Origin of the sequence: Klebsiella oxytoca, assembly GCF_009707385.1 — a bacterium.
Classification (GTDB): domain Bacteria; phylum Pseudomonadota; class Gammaproteobacteria; order Enterobacterales; family Enterobacteriaceae; genus Klebsiella; species Klebsiella oxytoca_C.
In genome coordinates this window covers 497,198-513,234 of sequence record NZ_CP046115.1, presented here as the reverse complement: position 1 = coordinate 513,234, position 16,037 = coordinate 497,198, and the positions used below count along the sequence as shown (strand labels likewise).

17 protein-coding genes are annotated in these 16,037 nt (G+C 53.4%); 6 read left to right on the top strand and 11 right to left on the bottom strand.

Annotated elements, in window-relative coordinates; genetic code table 11:
* The first annotated feature begins 219 nt into the window (after positions 1–219).
* Positions 220–1,284, top strand: coding sequence for an L-ascorbate 6-phosphate lactonase (ulaG, locus tag GJ746_RS02395; RefSeq protein ID WP_154678768.1), 1,065 nt, complete (start codon positions 220–222; stop codon positions 1,282–1,284).
* 116 nt (positions 1,285–1,400) lie between these two features.
* Positions 1,401–2,156 (top strand): HTH-type transcriptional regulator UlaR, encoded by a 756-nt coding sequence (gene ulaR, locus GJ746_RS02390; protein WP_154678767.1) that lies wholly within the window; start codon positions 1,401–1,403, stop codon positions 2,154–2,156.
* Here the strand turns inward: ulaR and yjfP are convergent.
* A complete protein-coding gene (gene yjfP, locus GJ746_RS02385; RefSeq protein WP_154678766.1) occupies positions 2,153–2,869 on the bottom strand; it encodes an esterase in 717 nt (238 codons plus the stop codon). The two genes, ulaR and yjfP, sit on opposite strands and share 4 nt — an antisense overlap.
* 202 nt (positions 2,870–3,071) lie before the next feature.
* On the opposite strand from yjfP, the gene bsmA reads away from it, so the two are divergent.
* Positions 3,072–3,380: a biofilm peroxide resistance protein BsmA gene (gene bsmA / locus GJ746_RS02380; RefSeq protein WP_227852742.1), complete on the top strand. Its 309-nt coding sequence runs from the start codon at positions 3,072–3,074 to the stop codon at positions 3,378–3,380.
* A gap of 138 nt (positions 3,381–3,518) precedes the next feature.
* Positions 3,519–3,794, top strand: a complete 276-nt coding sequence (yjfN, locus tag GJ746_RS02375; protein ID WP_195908786.1) for a DUF1471 family protease activator YjfN — start codon at positions 3,519–3,521, stop codon at positions 3,792–3,794.
* Here yjfN and GJ746_RS02370 read toward each other — a convergent pair.
* The gene (locus GJ746_RS02370; RefSeq protein ID WP_154678763.1) at positions 3,785–5,422 is read right to left on the bottom strand and encodes an isovaleryl-CoA dehydrogenase; all 1,638 of its coding nucleotides are present in this window, start codon (positions 5,420–5,422) and stop codon (positions 3,785–3,787) included. The genes yjfN and GJ746_RS02370 overlap by 10 nt on opposite strands.
* Before the next feature lie 105 nt (positions 5,423–5,527).
* Here GJ746_RS02370 and GJ746_RS02365 point away from each other — a divergent pair, with 105 nt between their 5' ends.
* A complete protein-coding gene (locus tag GJ746_RS02365; RefSeq protein WP_154678762.1) occupies positions 5,528–5,890 on the top strand; it encodes a hypothetical protein in 363 nt (120 codons plus the stop codon).
* Positions 5,891–5,925: 35 nt separating this feature from the next.
* Here GJ746_RS02365 and rlmB read toward each other — a convergent pair whose 3' ends face one another.
* The 5 genes from rlmB to GJ746_RS02340 form a co-directional block, all read right to left on the bottom strand.
* The gene (gene rlmB, locus GJ746_RS02360; RefSeq protein WP_154678761.1) at positions 5,926–6,657 is read right to left on the bottom strand and encodes a 23S rRNA (guanosine(2251)-2'-O)-methyltransferase RlmB; all 732 of its coding nucleotides are present in this window, start codon (positions 6,655–6,657) and stop codon (positions 5,926–5,928) included.
* Between the two features lie 84 nt (positions 6,658–6,741).
* Positions 6,742–9,189, bottom strand: a complete 2,448-nt coding sequence (gene rnr / locus GJ746_RS02355) for a ribonuclease R (RefSeq protein WP_154678760.1) — start codon at positions 9,187–9,189, stop codon at positions 6,742–6,744.
* 37 nt (positions 9,190–9,226) lie between these two features.
* Positions 9,227–9,652 carry a nitric oxide-sensing transcriptional repressor NsrR gene (nsrR, locus tag GJ746_RS02350; protein WP_154678759.1) on the bottom strand — a complete coding sequence of 142 codons (426 nt, stop codon included), beginning with the start codon at positions 9,650–9,652 and terminating at the stop codon, positions 9,227–9,229.
* A 142-nt stretch (positions 9,653–9,794) separates the two neighbouring features.
* Positions 9,795–11,093, bottom strand: a complete 1,299-nt coding sequence (locus tag GJ746_RS02345; RefSeq protein WP_154678758.1) for an adenylosuccinate synthase — start codon at positions 11,091–11,093, stop codon at positions 9,795–9,797.
* 102 nt (positions 11,094–11,195) lie between these two features.
* Positions 11,196–11,393 (bottom strand): DUF2065 domain-containing protein, encoded by a 198-nt coding sequence (locus GJ746_RS02340; protein ID WP_004097978.1) that lies wholly within the window; start codon positions 11,391–11,393, stop codon positions 11,196–11,198.
* Between the two features lie 218 nt (positions 11,394–11,611).
* On the opposite strand from GJ746_RS02340, the gene GJ746_RS02335 reads away from it, so the two are divergent.
* On the top strand, positions 11,612–11,899 hold the full coding sequence (locus GJ746_RS02335) for a hypothetical protein (protein WP_154682624.1): 288 nt from the start codon (positions 11,612–11,614) through the stop codon (positions 11,897–11,899).
* Positions 11,900–11,959: 60 nt separating this feature from the next.
* Here the strand turns inward: GJ746_RS02335 and hflC are convergent, their stop codons facing one another.
* The 4 genes from hflC to hfq all read right to left on the bottom strand — a co-directional run bounded on the left by hflC (position 11,960) and on the right by hfq (position 15,953).
* Positions 11,960–12,964 (bottom strand): protease modulator HflC, encoded by a 1,005-nt coding sequence (gene hflC / locus GJ746_RS02330; RefSeq protein ID WP_154678757.1) that lies wholly within the window; start codon positions 12,962–12,964, stop codon positions 11,960–11,962.
* 2 nt (positions 12,965–12,966) lie between these two features.
* Positions 12,967–14,223 (bottom strand): FtsH protease activity modulator HflK, encoded by a 1,257-nt coding sequence (gene hflK / locus GJ746_RS02325; RefSeq protein WP_154678756.1) that lies wholly within the window; start codon positions 14,221–14,223, stop codon positions 12,967–12,969.
* Positions 14,224–14,288: 65 nt separating this feature from the next.
* Positions 14,289–15,569, bottom strand: coding sequence for a ribosome rescue GTPase HflX (hflX, locus tag GJ746_RS02320; RefSeq protein ID WP_154678755.1), 1,281 nt, complete (start codon positions 15,567–15,569; stop codon positions 14,289–14,291).
* 75 nt (positions 15,570–15,644) lie between these two features.
* Complete coding sequence (hfq, locus tag GJ746_RS02315; protein ID WP_139540940.1) at positions 15,645–15,953, bottom strand: RNA chaperone Hfq; 309 nt, start codon at positions 15,951–15,953, stop codon at positions 15,645–15,647.
* Positions 15,954–16,037: the final 84 nt, after the last annotated feature.

The following is a 16,037-nucleotide window of genomic DNA, read 5'->3' as shown; positions in this document are numbered from 1 at the left end:
GTATTAATTCTCATTTCTAGATGATAAAAAATAATATATTTAAATCAATAAAATAAAATCATACCGTTCTCATAAACTCAGCATCCTCCTCTTTTTACCCTCCGCGATTCCTCTCATGAAGGGCAAATTTCAGGATTGCAATCCTGAACAAACGGTGCCAGTATTCGTCAAAACAAATCAAACTGTGATTTATTTTGATAATATGTGAGGGAAAAATAAATGAGTAAAGTACAAACCATCACCCGCGAATCATGGATCCTGAACACTTTTCCAGAGTGGGGTAGCTGGCTTAACGAAGAAATTGAACAAGAGCAGGTTGCGCCGGGCACCTTTGCTATGTGGTGGTTGGGTTGCACGGGCATCTGGCTAAAATCCGAAGGCGGAGCCAATATCTGCGTCGATTTTTGGTGCGGAACCGGTAAACAAAGCCACGGCAACCCGCTGATGAAAACCGGCCACCAGATGCAGCGTATGGCGGGCGTGAAGAAGTTCCAGCCAAACCTGCGCACCACCCCTTTTGTCCTCGATCCATTCGCTATTCGCCAGATCGATGCCGTGCTGTCTACCCACGATCATAACGATCATATTGATGTGAACGTGGCTGCCGCAGTCATGCAAAACTGCGCCGATGACGTACCGTTTATCGGCCCGCAGACCTGCGTCGACCTGTGGATTGGCTGGGGTGTGCCGAAAGAACGTTGCATCGTGATGAAACCGGGGGATGTGGTCAAAATCAAAGATGTTGAAATCCACGCGCTCGACGCTTTTGACCGTACCGCGCTAATTACCTTACCCGCGGATCAAAAAGCGGCAGGCGTCCTGCCGGACGGAATGGATCAGCGCGCGGTGAACTACCTGTTCAAAACGCCGGGCGGCAACCTGTACCACAGCGGCGATTCGCACTACTCCAACTATTACGCGAAGCACGGCAACGAACACCAGATCGACGTGGCTCTGGGTTCCTATGGCGAAAATCCGCGCGGTATCACCGACAAAATGACCAGCGCTGATATCCTGCGCATGGCCGAGTCGCTGAATACTCAAGTGGTGATCCCGTTCCACCACGATATCTGGTCCAATTTCCAGGCTGACCCGCAGGAGATCCGCGTTCTGTGGGAGATGAAAAAAGATCGCCTTAAGTACGGCTTTAAGCCTTTTATCTGGCAGGTCGGCGGGAAATTCACCTGGCCGCTGGATAAAGACAACTTCGAATATCATTATCCACGCGGATTCGACGACTGCTTTACCCTAGAGCCGGATCTGCCCTTCAAATCTTTCCTGTAAGGCTTCTCCGGCGGTCGGTAAGTTGACTGCCCGCCGGAAATTATCCCCGCCAGCATTAGTATTTTCACCTGATTTCAAATATCATCTTTGCTTATCACTTTTAATCGGATTTGCTCATGACGGAAGCGCAAAGACATCAAATTTTACTCGATTTGCTGGCACAAACGGGATTTGTCACCGTGGAGCAGGTGATTTCCCGACTGGGAATTTCTCCGGCGACGGCCCGACGCGATATCAACAAACTCGACGAGAGCGGCAAACTTAAAAAAGTCCGCAACGGCGCAGAAGCCGTCAGCGAGCAGCGCCCGCGCTGGTCGCCAATGAACATCCATCAGGCGCAAAACCACGATGAGAAGGTGCGGATTGCGCGCGCCGCTTCGCAGCTGGTGAACCCAGGTGAAAGCATCGTCATCAACTGCGGTTCTACAGCTTTCCTGCTTGGCCAGGAGCTGTGCGGGAAGCCGGTGCAAATCATTACCAACTATCTGCCGCTGGCGAATTACCTTATCGATCAGGAACATGACAGCGTCATCATTATGGGCGGGCAGTATAACCGCAGCCACTCCATTACCCTGAGCCCGCAGGGGAGCGAAAACAGCCTCTACGCCGGGCACTGGATGTTCACCAGCGGTAAAGGGCTGACCGCCGAAGGGTTGTATAAAACCGATATGCTTACGGCGATGGCGGAACAAAAAATGCTTAACGTCGTCGGTAAACTCGCGGTGCTGGTCGATAGCAGCAAAGTGGGCGAACGCGCCGGGATGCTGTTCAGCCAGGCCGGGCAAATCGACCTGGTGATTACCGGAAAGCAGGCGGATGCCGCGATTCTCAAGCAGCTTGAGGATCAGGGCGTTCAGGTGATTCGCGTTTAGAGATGACGTTGAAAAAACTCAACCGTTGCCGCTAACGCCTCTGGCGTAATGCGGTGACGGACGCCCCTCTGCCAGATACAGGTCAAACTGTCGGCCAGTTCGTTTTGCTGCAGCGCCTGCTGCAGGCGGAAAGTCTCACCAGGCGGCACAACATCATCCTCTTCGCCGTGCCACAGCAGCAGCGGCCGGCCGGCAAGCGTTACCAGCTGCTGGCTAACATCCCACTCCGCTAACCGTTCTGTACCAAACGCCGGGGAAGGGAAAAGCGTCTGCGAGAGCGTGGTGAAATAGCCCGACCCCATCAGACAGGCGACGCTTTTCAGTTCCGGATGATGGGTCATAATCCCCAGCGCCGTCATCCCGCCCATCGACGCCCCGGCTACCGCCAGCCTGTCGTCAGCAAGCCATCCTTGAGACCGAATCGCCTCTTGTAGCGCCGGGAATTCAACAAAGTTCTGCAGCAGAATCGGCCAGAAGCGCTGCATCCGCCCCTGTTCATCTCCATGGTAGCGCGCACCGTGTTCCGCCGCGTCAGGCATAATGACGCGAAAGCCCGCCTCTGCCAGGGCGACAGCAAAATAGCTGTAGACCAGCTTAGAGGAGGTAAAGCCATGATAAAAGACGATACAAGGCAACGGAGAATCCGCTGCGCCCTGTGGATACGCATGAAGAACTTCTCCACCCGCAAGGCTGCGCATTTCAAGTGCAATCATTTACCGTCTCCTTTTTCTATAGTGGTGTGGTGTAATGTTATTACTCAAGTTGCTCGTTCGCACATGATTCCTAATCTTGAGAACCAGATTACGCTTTCACGATATTTTCATTCGAAAATCGCGTACGGGATAACAATTTGGGAACATTCCCCGGAAATGACCTTCAGGCTACCACTACACTATGGCTATCAGGAAACGAGATATGGTTATGCGCAGGTTTACACCATGGCTACTGGCTATCGCTTTAACCGGCTGTAGCGCCCTACAGGGAACGCCAAAGGCGCCACCGCCAGCAACCGGCTATCCGCAGGAGATCCAGCGTAATCAGGCGACGGGTCTGCAGAAGATTGGCACGGTGAGCGTACTCAAGTACGGCTCGCCGATGGATGTCGAGGCTGCGCTAAAAGCGAAAGCCACGGCGGCTAAAGCGGACTACTACGTCATCATAATGATTGATGACACCATGGTTCCCGGCCAGTGGTATTCGCAGGCAATTTTGTACCGTAAATAGCGGTTAATATTTAAGCCAGCTTTACGTTGCTTTGCGTCCATTCACGTTCTCCTGTGCATAATAACGTTCGGCCAGCTATTGTCTGGCAGGACGTTTTGCAATGGACTGCCCTCGGGACTATGTGAAATGGAGCTGACGATGAAACGAACTTTTACCCTACCCGGCCTGATGCTGACTTCCGTCACGGCCAATACTTCCGCGCAGTCAGCGGAATTTGCCAGCGCCGATTGCGTGACCGGGCTGAACGAAATTGGCCTGATTTGCGTTAACAATATCTCCGGCAGCCAGCAGGATGTCGAGCATGCCATCGCCGTACAGGCCGATGAGCAAGGCGCATCCTGGTATCGTATCGTTCAGATGTATGAAGAGCAGCAGCCGGATAACTGGCGGGTACAGGCCATCCTCTATGCCTGAGGAGCCTGGCGTCCACGCCCCATTGCCCGGAGCAGTAAGTCGTCCAGCGTCTGCTCATCCAGGCGCATACCGCCGCGCGTGTCGAGCATCATCCGGCACCAGGCCTCAGCCAACGGCGGTGAAGCAAAGCGTAATACCTGTGCGCCAACGCCCAGCATATAAACCAGCCGGGTAATCTCCCGACCCTGCTCTTCCATAGGCCGCCGTAGCCACTGCTGCAACTGCCGCCAGGCCCGATCGAAATGACGATTTTGCCCTTTCACTTCCGCGCACTCCGCCGCCAGAAGCTCAAGCGCCGCCGGTTGCTTCATCAGCACCCGCATCACGTCCAGACACATAATATTGCCAGACCCTTCCCAGATACTGTTGACCGGCATTTCTCGATATAAACGAGGTAGTTCGCTCTCTTCGCAGTAGCCTGAGCCCCCGAGAACCTCCATCGCTTCGGCGACAAATGAGATACCGGATTTGCAGACGGCAAACTTCGCCGCTGGCGTGAACAATCTTGCCCACAGCGCTTCCTGCGCATCGTCACGCCTGTCCCAGGCCCGTGCCAGCCGGAACAGAAAGGCGGTTTGCCCTTCAAGCCGCAGCGCCATCTGCCCCAGCACCTGACGCATCATTGGCTGATCGACCAGATTCTTGCCAAACGCCTGACGCTGCAGAGCATGATACAACGCTACGGAATAAGCCCGGCGCATCAGCGCATGACTACCCAATGCGCAGTCAAAACGGGTCAGGCCCCCCATTTTGAGGATTTGCCGGACACCATCGCCCTCTTCCCCGATCAGCCAACCGCAAGCATTGAAAAACTCCACTTCGCTGCTGGCATTCGCGCGGTTACCCAGTTTATCTTTTAGCCTTTCCAGACGTATGCCGTTACGCTGACCATCCGGCAACAGGCGTGGAACAAAAAAGCAGGAGAGACCCGCCGGTGCCTGCGCAAGCACCAGATGAGCATCGCTCTGCGGAACCGAAAAAAACCATTTATGTCCGATTAGACGATAAAAGCCTTCGCTGGTTTTCTCCGCACGGGTCGTGTTGCTCAGTACATCTGACCCGCCCTGCTTTTCAGTCATCCCCATCCCGATAAGCAGTCCGCGCTTCTGGTTACCCGGGATCAAATGCGGATCGTAGCGATCGCTTAATAGCGGCGATAACCAGTCGCTGAATGGCCTGGGCAACGCACGCTGCAGCAATGGAATAGCGGCAAAGGTCATCGTGGTGGGGCATAGGGTTCCCGCCTCGACCTGCGCATGCAGCATAAAGCGGGCGGCGCGAGCGACAAAAGCGCCTTCGCGGGCATCTTCCTGCCAGGCAAGGTTATGTACCTGGTTAGCGCATAGCCCCTGCATCAGCAAATGCCATGCGGGATGAAAACGAACATCATCAAGCCGCATTCCCGTGGCGTCGTAGCGTAGTAATTCTGGTGGGTTGCTATTGGCCAGGCGGCCCAGCTCCAGCGATTCCGCAGTCCCCAGCTGTTGGCCAATACTCGCCAGCAGATCGCCATCCCAGCCCGCGCCTTCACGTACCACGGCTTCACGCAAAGAAGTATCGGACAGGAACAAGTTACTGTTGCAAAGCGGAGTGGGTTGATTAAAGACGGTATGGGTTTGCCAGTGCATTATGTTTCCCTCCTTCAATGGCTCTATCCATAAGTATGGACAACGACGCACTTTCCGTCATAGAACTCTGTTATAAAGTTCTCTCACAATCAGAAAGGGAATTTCATGATTCATTTAATTATTGAAGACCGGGAAAACGCACTGCACTATATTTCGCTTATCCGCCGTCATCTTCCCCATCTCGCGATTAACGCCATCAAACAGAACCTGAAGACTTCGGGGTACGTCACTTCATTTGATGAAGACAATATCTGCGATGATATCCTCGAAGAGAAAAATCCCATCGGCAATTTTCTTAACCTCATAAAAGTATTAAAGAATCAAGGCGCACACCTTAAATTCATCGAACAAACGGGAGATGAACAAGGGGAAGAGTTGCCCTTGAGCCAGTTGTTAAACTATGTAGAAAGAGGCCTGGAAATAGCCCAGCAGATGGAACGAGAGGATGAACGGGCAGGGAGGAGATAAGCCATTCCTGAGAATGGCTTATTCAGGCAAAGAGATTAGCTGCGCTGGCGTACAGCTTCAAACAGGCAAATCCCGGTAGCGACGGAAACGTTCAGCGACGACACGCTGCCGGCCATAGGAATACTGATCAACTCATCGCAGTGTTCGCGAGTCAGGCGACGCATCCCTTCGCCTTCCGCGCCCATTACCAGCGCCAGCGAGCCGGTCATCTTACTCTGGAAAAGGGTATGGTCGGCCTCACCGGCGGTACCGACAATCCAGACATTCTCTTCCTGCAGCAGACGCATGGTCCGCGCCAGGTTAGTGACGCGAATCAGCGGGACGCTTTCCGCAGCGCCGCAGGCTACCTTTTTCGCCGTGGCATTCAGCTGCGCTGAGCGATCTTTGGGTACAATCACTGCATGCACGCCAGCGGCGTCGGCGCTGCGTAAACAGGCCCCGAGGTTGTGCGGATCGGTTACGCCGTCGAGGATCAAAAAGAATGGCTGTTCGAGAGAGGCGATCAGATCCGGCAGATCGTTCTCCTGATACTGACGTCCGGGCTTCACGCGGGCAATAATCCCCTGATGAACGGCACCTTCGCTTTTCTCATCAAGAAACTGGCGGCTGGCGACCTGGATCACCACTCCCTGCGCTTCGAGGGCATGGATCAGCGGCATAAGACGCTTGTCCTCGCGGCCTTTCAGAATAAAAACTTCCTGAAAACGCTCAGGGGCGCGCTCCAGCAGCGCCTGCACCGCGTGGATGCCGTAAATCATTTCACTCATTTATCTACTCATTTTAGGTTCTGTTATCAGTTCCCTTCACCCCGCCCCATCTCGTAGTGGAGCGCCGGGATAAAGGGAACCCAATTACTCAGCTATTTTCTTTTTCGCCGCGCGCCTGGCTTTGGTCGCAGCGGCTATCTTTTGCGTTTTCGCCGACGGCTTTTTCGCTTTTTTCTCGCCTTTTGGCTGAGCGGCCTTCGGCTGGGATTTTCCTTTCGGTTTGCGGAATGCGCTATCTGGCTCGAAGTTTACCTGCTTACCGGCCTGGCGGCGACGTCCGGAAGATTTACCGCCAGCACCTTTCTTCGCCTTTTCACGCTCGGTCTTACCGACGTTGCGCGGTGCGCGCTCGCTGGAGATAAGCGAGAAATCAATTTTACGCTCGTCCATATTGACCGCTTCCACGCGCACTTCTACGCGATCGCCCAGACGATAAGTCTGGCCGCCGGATTCACCGATCAGACGCTGTCCTACCTGGTCGAAACGGTAGTAGTCGTTATCAAGCGAAGAGACGTGAACCAGACCATCAATAAACAGTTCATCGAGACGGACGAAGAAACCAAAGCCGGTCACGCTGGCAATCACGCCTTTAAAGACGTTACCAACCTGATCCAACATGAAATCACACTTCAGCCAGTCCGATACGTCGCGGGTCGCTTCATCAGCGCGGCGCTCGGTCATTGAACAATGCGCCCCCAGCTGCAGCATCTCATCCATACTGTAGTGCCAGCCGCCGGTCTCGGTGCTATTGCCTTTATGCCCCTGCTCTTTCGCCAGTAAATATTTGATCGCGCGATGCAGCGACAGGTCAGGGTAACGACGAATCGGCGAAGTGAAGTGGGCATAAGACTGTAGCGCCAGGCCAAAGTGGCCGCGGTTTTCCGGGTCGTATACCGCCTGTTTCATCGAGCGTAGCAGCATGGTTTGCAGCATCTCCGCATCCGGACGATCAGCGATAGACGTCAGTAGTTCCGCATAGTCGCGCGGTTCCGGTTTGTTACCGCCCGGCAGCTCGAGCCCAAGCTCCGCAAGAACCGAACGAAATGCGGTAATGGCTTCGGTACTTGGTTTGTCATGGATACGGAATAGCGCGGGTTCCTCGGCCTTCTCAACGAAGCGCGCCGCGGAAATGTTCGCCAGAATCATGCTCTCTTCAATCAGCTTATGCGCGTCGTTGCGCTGAGTCTGCTCGATGCGTTCAATACGACGTTCCGCGTTGAAGATGAATTTAGCTTCTTCACTCTCAAATGAGATACCGCCACGCTCTTCACGAGCGCCGTCCAGCACTTTGTAGAGGTTATGTAGCTCTTCAATATGCTTCACCAGCGGCGCGTACTGCTCGCGCAGATCCTGATCGCCCTGCAGCATATGCCAGACTTTGGTATAGGTCAGACGGGCATGAGAACTCATCACCGCTTCGTAGAATTTGAAGCCGGTCAGTCGCCCCTTAGCCGAAATGGTCATTTCGCAGACCATACAGAGCCTGTCAACCTGAGGATTCAACGAGCACAGCCCGTTCGAGAGCACCTCAGGCAGCATCGGAACCACCTGTGACGGGAAGTAGACCGAAGTACCGCGGCTGCGCGCTTCACCGTCCAGCGGTGTGCCAGGACGCACGTAGTAGCTGACATCGGCAATCGCTACCCACAGACGCCAGCCGCCGCCGCGTTTCTTCTCGCAGTACACTGCGTCATCAAAGTCGCGGGCATCTTCGCCATCAATAGTGACCAGCGGCAGATTGCGTAAATCAACGCGCCCTGCCTTCGCTTCTTCCGGTACCTGCTCTTTCAAGCCTGCAACCTGTTTTTCTACTGCAGGCGGCCAGACGTAAGGGATTTCATGGGTGCGCAGGGCCATATCGACCGCCATACCGGTACCCATGTTATCGCCGAGCACCTCAACGATTTTACCAACCGCTTTAGTGCGACGGGTTGGGCGCTGCGTGAGTTCAACCACCACAACAAAGCCCATCCTCGCTCCCATGATCTCTTCCGGGGGAATCAGGATATCGAAGCTCAGGCGGCTATCGTCCGGCACGACGAAGCCCACGCCCGCATCGGTAAAGTAACGGCCCACAATCTGGCCCGTTTTTGGCACCAGCACGCGGACAATTCGCGCTTCCCGACGACCTTTACGATCGGCGCCCAGCGGCTGCGCCAGTACCTGATCGCCATGAATGCAGGTCTTCATCTGCTCAGACGATAAATAGAGATCATCTTTACGGCCTTCAACGCGCAGAAAGCCATAACCGTCACGATGGCCAATAACGGTGCCTTTCAGCAGGTCAAGACGCTCAGGCAGCGCATAGCACTGACGACGCGTAAAGACCAGCTGACCATCGCGTTCCATTGCGCGCAGTCGGCGGCGCAACGCTTCTTGTTGTTCTTCGCCTTCAATATTCAGCTCAATTGCCAGCTCTTCTCGGCTAGCCGGTTTTTCGCGTTTTGCTAAATGATCGAGGATAAATTCCCGGCTCGGGATTGGATTAGCGTATTTTTCAGATTCGCGGTCCAGGAAAGGATCTTGTGACATGTCGGTTCCTCCGTTGTCATCTCCAGTGAAGTTTACGTCACTCCACCAGTAATAATTTATAAAGCGGTTGATTCTTTTCAACCAAATCGGCCAGCGTGTAGTTATCTAGTTCCTTGAGAAAACTTTGCGCGGCTTCAGCAAGCGCCTGTTTCAGACGACAGGCGGGCGTAATATGGCAAAATTCGCTGCTACAATTGACTAAAGAAAGCGGCTCCAGATCGCGAACTACATCGCTCACACGAATCATATTTGCCGGTTTACCAAGACGGATCCCCCCGTTTTTTCCCCGTACTGCCGTCACGTACCCCAGGCGGCTTAGCTGATTGATTATTTTAACCATATGATTACGGGAAACGCCGTAAACCTCCGTCACTTCGGAGATGCTGGTCATTCTTCCATCCGGCAGCGACGCCATATAAATCAGCGCGCGTAATCCGTAATCCGTAAAACTCGTTAACTGCACAATCAACCTCAGGGAAATGAAAAACAGAGTGTGTCGGTAGACGTAATTACTATTGATGATAAACCAGCCAGCGCTCAGGCCGCTAATTTATTTAAATGAGGCGGAAAAACAAGAGGCGCCTGAACGGCGCCCCTGGAGATCATTATGCGTCGAACGGATCGCGCAAAATCATCGTCTCGGTACGGTCAGGACCGGTAGAGATAATATCAACCGGTACGCCAGTGAGCTCTTCGATACGTGCGATGTAGTTCAGCGCTGCCTGCGGCAGACCGCTGCGCTCTTTCACACCGAAGGTGGTTTCAGACCAGCCCGGCATGGTTTCATAAATCGGCTCAATGCCTTCCCAGTTGTCAGCAGCCAGCGGAGTAGTGGTCACTTCGCGGCCATCCGGCATACGGTAGGCAACGCAGATTTTCACTTCTTTCAGGCCGTCCAGGACGTCCAGCTTAGTCAGGCAGAAGCCGGACAGGGAGTTGATCTGCACCGCGCGGCGTACCGCTACGGCATCCAGCCAGCCGGTACGACGGCGGCGGCCGGTAGTAGCGCCAAACTCGTTACCCTGTTTGCACAGGAACTCGCCGGTTTCATCAAACAGCTCGGTCGGGAACGGACCTGCACCTACGCGAGTAGAGTAAGCTTTGATGATACCCAGAACGTAATCCACATAACGCGGGCCCAGGCCAGAGCCGGTCGCCACGCCACCCGCGGTGGTATTGGAGGAAGTTACGTATGGATAGGTACCGTGGTCGATATCCAGCAGCGTGCCCTGCGCGCCTTCAAACATCACGAAGTCGCCGCGCTTGCGTGCCTGATCCAGAAGGTCTGAAACATCAACGACCATAGAGGTCAGGATGTCGGCAATCGCCATCACATCATCCAGAACTTTTTGGTAATCAACCGCTTCAGCTTTATAGAAATTCACCAGCTGGAAGTTGTGATATTCCATCACTTCTTTCAGTTTGTCGGCAAAAGTGGCTTTATCAAATAGATCGCCAACGCGCAGACCACGGCGAGCGACTTTATCTTCGTAAGCCGGGCCAATCCCGCGACCGGTTGTACCGATAGCTTTCGCGCCGCGCGCTTTCTCACGCGCGACATCCAGTGCAACGTGATAGTCGAGGATAAGCGGGCAAGCTTCAGAAAGCAGCAGACGCTCGCGTACAGGGATACCACGGTCTTCCAGACCTTTCATCTCTTTCATCAGCGCAGCCGGAGACAGCACAACACCGTTACCGATGATGCTGATGACATTCTCGCGAAGAATACCTGATGGAATAAGATGGAGGACGGTTTTTTCACCGTTGATTACGAGAGTATGGCCTGCGTTGTGACCGCCCTGATAGCGCACAACATATTTAGCCCGTTCAGTCAGGAGATCGACGATCTTCCCTTTACCTTCGTCACCCCATTGGGTGCCCAGTACGACGACGTTGTTACCCATTTTTCAAAATCACCGTTTGCTTAAAAATGGATTCTACCATCGCTTTTTCAGAGTTACAGCACTTTTTGCACTCAAAACGCGGCAAATTAGTCTACTTAATGCTCAGCCAATCGTTTTCCTCAACATGTAGTAGATGACGATGCCGGCAACCACAAGACCCCCACCAAACCGACGCAATAAATTATCCGGCAGTTGGCTCATAGTGGCGACCATACGACGCCACGCGCGTGGATAAAGCAGCGGCCCAAGTCCTTCAAGTACTAAAACCAGCGCCAGTGCCAGCCAGATTGTTGAGTTCATTATTCACCTTTATTTAAACGCTACCCAGTAGAGCGACTGTCGCTTATTAGCATGAGGTTTGCCCTTACTTCATATTGTCTGGTATTTCAGCATCATTATGAACTGATTTTATGAAACAAAATTCATAATTCATTGTATTGAATGTGTTTTTTTAAATTGCAACTATGCCACCGCGTATCAGTTTTAGATACGAGCATAAAATAATCAGGAGGATTATGATGAGAGAGTTAACCGCAATTGAAATTGATGCCGTAAGCGGTGCAGGCTGGCTGCAAGATGGATTCGCATCACTGGGAAGTAAAGCAGGCTCTGCCGTATGGTCTCTGGGCAGCGCTCTGAGCATTGATTTACCTATTATTGGTACAGTTAACCTTTCAACTATCGCCCCGGGACTAGGGGAGCAGATAGGGAAAACTATTGGTTCAACCATCGGTGGGGCTATCGAAGGAACTCTGGCAAGCGTACCGGTTATCGGTGGTCTGCTGAATAGGCTTCTCGGTAACTAATACCGCTTCGCTGTAAAAAAAGGCGCCTTAAAGGCGCCTTTTTACTTATATCATCAGTGATTAGCGATTCGTTGCCGTTGGTGATTTCATGTAGCGGAAGAAATCGCTGTCCGGGCTCAGGACCATTACATCCTGGTTGCCCTGGAAGCTGCTCTCGTAAGCTCGCAGGCTACGGATAAAGGCGTAGAAACCCGGATCCTGGCTGAATGCGTCAGCAAACAGTTTCGCCGATTCAGCATCACCTTCACCGCGCAGGATACGTCCCTGACGCTCAGCTTCCGCCAGCGTTTTGGTCACTTCATAATCCGCGGTCGCACGCAGTTTTTCAGCTTCTTCCTGACCCTGAGAACGGTGACGACGGGCTACAGCTTCACGCTCGGCGCGCATACGGTTGTAGATCGCTTCAGACACTTCAGCCGGCAGGTTGATCTGCTTGATACGTACGTCAACGACTTCAATACCCAGCGCCGCCATACTGTTCGGGTTGATCACCTGAACCTTACCGTTAGTTTCAGCTTCTACGCGTTCCGCCGCTTTAGCGATAGCATCATCGGCTGCCGGAGTCGTCACTTCATCTTCTGTCCCGGCAGAACCGGAGTTCAGCGCATCACGGACTTCGAGGGTCAAACGACCGCGGGAGTCAGTAACAATATCTTTAACGTCCAGACGACCAATTTCAGAACGCAAACGGTCAGAGAACTTACGCTTCAGCAGGACTTCGGCCTGGGAAACGTCACCACCGCCGGTAGCCAGGTAGTAGCGGCTAAAATCGCTGATACGCCACTTGATGTAGGAGTCAACGATCAGGTCTTTCTTCTCTTTGGTCACAAAGCGATCGGCCTGGTTGTCCATGGTCTGGATACGCGCATCAAGCATCTTCACGGATTCGATAAACGGAATCTTGAAGTGCAGACCCGGCGCATAAACCAGAGGTTTATTTTCATCGTCGCGCAGAACTTTACCAAAACGCAGCGTAATACCGCGCTCGCCCTCTTTGACCACAAAGATGGACATGTAGAGCACTACCAGCACGATGACAATTATCGCGATAACAGATTTACGCATCGTTATTCCCCCTGACGCTGGTAGTCGTTACGCTGCGCGTTAGCGCGGCGTTGGTCCATAATGGTGCCTCCCGTAGAGGTAGAAGTATTACTGGCGTTGCTTGAGCTGGATGCAGGCGGCAGACGCAGCAGATCGCTTGCGCTACTGCTATTGCTCTTTGCCGCCGGCGCGCCAGCGCCCTTCAGCATCTGATCAAGAGGCAGAACCATCAGGTTGCTCCCCTTATCGTTAACCAGCACTTTGCGAGTATGGCTCAGCACTTTTTCCATGGTTTCGATATACAGACGCTCGCGGGTAATTTCCGGAGCTGCTTTATATTCAGGCAGGATCTTCGCAAAGCGAGCAACCTCACCCTGAGCTTCAAGAACGGTCTGGGTCTTGTAGGCGCGGGCCTCTTCCAGGATACGCTGCGCCTGACCGTTAGCGCGCGGCTGAACTTCGTTGGTATAAGCTTCGGCTTCACGAATGTACTGCTGTTCGTTTTCACGCGCGGCAATAGCATCATCAAATGCGGCCTTCACTTCTTCCGGCGGACGCGCTGTCTGGAAGTTGACGTCCAGCAGGGTAATACCCATGTTGTAAGGACGAATAGTCTCTTCCAGCTCGCGCTGGGTATCGCTACGAATGACGGTACGTCCTTCTGTCAGAATACGGTCCATCGTGTATTTACCGATAACGCCGCGCAGGGCGCTGTCGGTGGCCTGACGCAGGCTGTCATCCGCGCTGGTGACGCTAAACAGATAGCGTTCCGGATCGGTCACGCGGTACTGAACGTTCATCTCTACGCGCACGACGTTTTCGTCAGACGTCAGCATGACGCCGGAAGCCGCCAGTTCACGAACCGACTCAACGTTAACCGCCTGGACGTTATCAATGAAGGTAGGTTTCCAGTTAAGGCCGGGCTCAACCAGATGGCTAAATTTACCAAAGCGAGTGACGACGCCACGTTCAGCTTCTTTAATGGTATAGAAACCGCTGGCTGCCCAGATAATCACCGCAGCGGCGGCAACGATGCCGACGATACGCCCGCCCATTGGTCCACGAGGTCCCTGCGAGCCGCTACCGCCGCCCAGTCCACCTTTTCCGCCACCCAGGCCGCCAAGTTTTTTACTTAGCTTACGGAAGATATCATCCAGATCGGGAGGTCCCTGCTCGCGACCACCTTTGTTGCCATTTCCCCCAGAGTTGCCGCCTTGGTTATTGCTGCTTCCCCACGGGTCGCGGTCCTGTCCGTTATTACCGGGCTGATTCCACGCCATGTATATGCTCCATATTTGTTTTTGATATCCCCACAGGGGTTAATATCTTCAGGCAAGCTGCAAGGTTAAATCACGTATTCAACCAGCGCTGGCTCTTGTTTACAGAGGCGACGCCAGTCAACGATCGGCATGCGCACCTGCAGACCAACGCTACCGTCATCCTCCATCCACTCTTTCTCTATCGCCTGAAGCTGATAGAACCGGCTTCTCAACCGACCTTCCTGCGGTGGCAGACGCAGCGTATGCTGCGCAACTTCACCAGAAAGCCGTTCCGTCAAAGCCTGAAAAAGCAGTGGTACGCCAACCCCGGTCTGGGCGGAAAGCCAAACCCGAATCGGTTTATTTTCTTCATCCCGATCGATACGCGGCTCAAAATCGTCCAGCATGTCGATTTTATTCATCACCAGCAGCGAAGGGATCTCATCGGCCTCAATTTCAGCGAGAACCGTATTTACTGCGTCAATATTTTCCTGCACGCGCACATCGGCTGCATCAATAATATGCAGCAGAAGAGTCGCCTGGCGCGTTTCCTGAAGCGTCGCTTTAAACGCGGCCACCAGATCGTGCGGCAGATGGCGGATAAAACCTACGGTGTCTGCCAGAACGGTTTCACCAACATCAGGGACATCGATGCGGCGCAGCGTGGGATCCAGAGTAGCGAACAGTTGGTTCGCTGCATAAACCTCAGCTTCAGTTATCTGATTGAACAACGTGGATTTACCGGCGTTGGTATAACCGACCAGCGACACAGTCGGAATATCAGCTTTGGCGCGTGACCGCCGTCCCTGCTCGCGCTGTTTTTCAACTTTTTCCAGTCGCGCCAGGATCTGCATAATACGGTTACGCAGCAAACGGCGGTCAGTTTCGAGCTGGGTTTCCCCCGGGCCGCGCAAACCAATCCCGCCTTTCTGTCTTTCAAGGTGGGTCCAGCCGCGAACGAGGCGAGTCGCCATGTGACGCAGTTGCGCCAGCTCAACCTGCAATTTCCCTTCGTGGGTACGCGCTCGCTGGGCAAAAATATCTAAAATCAGGCCGGTCCGATCGATAACCCGACATTCGCATAAGCGTTCCAGGTTTCGTTCCTGTGCCGGACTCAGGGCATGATCGAACAACACGACCGATGCACCAGTCGCTTTTACGGCTTCCGCAATTTCGACAGCTTTACCTTCACCTACAAAATACTTCGGGTGCGGTGCTTTACGGCTACCGGTAATCACCTGCATTGCTTCGACACCGGCGGAAGAGGCAAGAGTTTCGAACTCCTGGAGGTCTTCCATATCTTTGTCTTGCGAAAAATAGATGTGTACCAGTACCGCCTGCTCACCGGCATCATAACGGTCAAACAAGCGTAAACCCCTTATAAAATACCAGCGGGGAACGCAGAAAACCTGGCTCCCCGACGTGGAAAAACAGCATCAGCCTTATTCGGCGTCTTCGCTGTCTTGCTGCGACGCAGAAGAACCCTGCGCACCACCGCCGTGGTGATAGTTGTTAGTACCGCCGCCAGCATTATTGCTGTGGTGAGACACCGGGCGAGACGGGACAACAGTAGAAATTGCGTGCTTATAGACCATCTGGCTGACCGTGTTTTTCAACAGGATCACGAACTGATCGAAAGACTCAATTTGACCTTGCAGCTTAATACCATTCACCAAATAAATAGAAACCGGAACACGTTCCCGACGCAAAGCGTTCAGGAACGGATCTTGTAAAGATTGCCCCTTAGCCATTCTCTCTTTTCCTTATATGTATGCTTGTTTTGTACTCAGAACCTTACGATTCTTAAAAAAAATTACGCACGATACCCGTTCAAT

Coding starts and splice junctions, on each gene's coding strand:
- yjfP (WP_154678766.1), bottom strand. CDS start 2,869: ATGATTGCACTTGAAATGCGCAGCCTTGCGGGTGGAGAAGTTCTTCAT.
- GJ746_RS02365 (WP_154678762.1), top strand. CDS start 5,528: ATGATTCATTTAATTATTGAAGACCGGGAAAACGCACTGCACTATATT.
- hflC (WP_154678757.1), bottom strand. CDS start 12,964: ATGCGTAAATCTGTTATCGCGATAATTGTCATCGTGCTGGTAGTGCTC.
- GJ746_RS02340 (WP_004097978.1), bottom strand. CDS start 11,393: ATGAACTCAACAATCTGGCTGGCACTGGCGCTGGTTTTAGTACTTGAA.
- ulaG (WP_154678768.1), top strand. CDS start 220: ATGAGTAAAGTACAAACCATCACCCGCGAATCATGGATCCTGAACACT.
- GJ746_RS02335 (WP_154682624.1), top strand. CDS start 11,612: ATGAGAGAGTTAACCGCAATTGAAATTGATGCCGTAAGCGGTGCAGGC.
- GJ746_RS02345 (WP_154678758.1), bottom strand. CDS start 11,093: ATGGGTAACAACGTCGTCGTACTGGGCACCCAATGGGGTGACGAAGGT.
- rnr (WP_154678760.1), bottom strand. CDS start 9,189: ATGTCACAAGATCCTTTCCTGGACCGCGAATCTGAAAAATACGCTAAT.
- hflK (WP_154678756.1), bottom strand. CDS start 14,223: ATGGCGTGGAATCAGCCCGGTAATAACGGACAGGACCGCGACCCGTGG.
- GJ746_RS02370 (WP_154678763.1), bottom strand. CDS start 5,422: ATGCACTGGCAAACCCATACCGTCTTTAATCAACCCACTCCGCTTTGC.
- ulaR (WP_154678767.1), top strand. CDS start 1,401: ATGACGGAAGCGCAAAGACATCAAATTTTACTCGATTTGCTGGCACAA.
- bsmA (WP_227852742.1), top strand. CDS start 3,072: ATGGTTATGCGCAGGTTTACACCATGGCTACTGGCTATCGCTTTAACC.
- hfq (WP_139540940.1), bottom strand. CDS start 15,953: ATGGCTAAGGGGCAATCTTTACAAGATCCGTTCCTGAACGCTTTGCGT.
- rlmB (WP_154678761.1), bottom strand. CDS start 6,657: ATGAGTGAAATGATTTACGGCATCCACGCGGTGCAGGCGCTGCTGGAG.
- yjfN (WP_195908786.1), top strand. CDS start 3,519: ATGAAACGAACTTTTACCCTACCCGGCCTGATGCTGACTTCCGTCACG.